The organism is Faecalibacillus sp. TM498, assembly GCF_020589955.1.
GTDB classification, from domain to species: domain Bacteria; phylum Bacillota_I; class Bacilli_A; order Erysipelotrichales; family Coprobacillaceae; genus Faecalibacillus; species Faecalibacillus intestinalis.
Genome location: NZ_JAJDKB010000114.1, coordinates 1 through 1425, shown reverse-complemented (window position 1 = coordinate 1425; position 1425 = coordinate 1). Strand labels below are relative to the sequence as shown.

At 29.8% G+C, this 1425-nt stretch carries 2 protein-coding genes and 1 pseudogene; all 3 read right to left on the bottom strand.

The annotated features are described in order from the left end of the window. Positions 1 to 149: 149 nt before the first annotated feature. The 3 genes and pseudogenes from LJD32_RS14855 to LJD32_RS14850 all read right to left on the bottom strand — a co-directional run bounded on the left by LJD32_RS14855 (position 150) and on the right by LJD32_RS14850 (position 1268). Positions 150 to 659, bottom strand: a complete 510-nt coding sequence (locus LJD32_RS14855; RefSeq protein ID WP_264472176.1) for a hypothetical protein — start codon at positions 657 to 659, stop codon at positions 150 to 152. Positions 660 to 662: 3 nt separating this feature from the next. Continuing rightward, a pseudogene (locus LJD32_RS15700) lies at positions 663 to 806 on the bottom strand (hypothetical protein); the annotation flags it as partial. A 21-nt stretch (positions 807 to 827) separates the two neighbouring features. Continuing rightward, positions 828 to 1268 (bottom strand): DUF4982 domain-containing protein, encoded by a 441-nt coding sequence (locus LJD32_RS14850; protein ID WP_227392814.1) that lies wholly within the window; start codon positions 1266 to 1268, stop codon positions 828 to 830. Between the last annotated feature and the right edge of the window lie 157 nt (positions 1269 to 1425).

Here is a 1425-nt window from a genome sequence, read left to right as displayed (position 1 = left end):
TAAATATTTTCAAACTTTTTCATAAAATCACTTGAATTTTATATAGTTAGCTCCTATAAAATATTTTATAATATTTTAAATTATAAAAAAAGGTAAATACAAATATTTATAGAATTTATCTATAATATTTGTACTTACCTAATAATCAATTATTTTTTATAAAAACAGTTATTAGTATCTCCGGGAGCATTTGCACCTTTTTTTACTAATTGAATTTCGATAGCTTCTAATCGTTTAGACATTCCTTCAGTTCCAGCACTTTGTCCATTACATGCCCAACCAAGCCATCCATAGTCTTGAGCATGAACACGATAATAAATATCATATTTTTCAGACATTTCACCAGTTAAACTAATTTTAATTGCTTCTAATCTTTTACTTAATCCACTAGTTCCAGAAATTTCACCATTAGATTTATTTTCTTGCCAACCAATGTCTTGAATATGTGTTTGATATTTTATACTTCCAGCATATTTTGCATTTTTTATATTAATTTTGATTGCTTCTAATCTTTTTGATTCACCAATCGTTCCAGATATTTCACCATCGTATTTTGAACCTTGCCATCCGTAATCTTGAATATGTGTAGAATATTCTAATTTTGGTTCAACACATGGTCTATTTGTTGCTCCCGGCGCATTTTCTCCTTTTTTAACCAATTTAACTTCAATTGCTTCTATACGTTTAGAGAGTCCAATAGTTCCTGCACTTTCACCATTTTTAGCCCAGTCTAGCCATCCATAATCTTGTACATGTACCCTATAATAAACATTATATTTTTTAGAAACATTTCCATTTAGCTTAATTTGAATTGCTTCTAATCTTTTTCAAATTCCTACTGTTCCTGAAATTTGTCCATCGCTTTTCCATTTAGATTGCCATCCTTCATCTTGAACATGTGATTTATATAATATTTCTCCATCAGACACATCTGAAGTAAGTTCTAATCTAACAGCCTCTAATCTTTTAGATTCACCTATTGTTCCTGAAGTACTTCCATCTTTTTGCCAACCAGATTGCCATCCATAATCTTGTACCTGTGATTTGTATTTTACAGATACGTCATCTTTATTATTAGGACCATTAACAACAATACTATCCGTATATTCTTTATCTCCACTTTCACCAATAGCTTGAATTTCTGTATTGTCTCCTACGTATTTAACATTGTCCCAAGTAAATACACCCTTTTGTTGAAGCTTTCCATATCCATAATCTTTACCAGCCACAACCAATCTAACATTTTCACAATTTGAATAGACCTTTATTGTACTATCATTTGCTGTTCTTTCTGTTTTTCTTCTTGAGGTAATATATACAAACTTATCATTTTTATTCCAATTTGCTTTATAGAAATAGAACGAGTCTTTTGAAGTGAACCGACTTTGTTGGACAAAAAATAATTAACTTAATGATAAGGCTTGA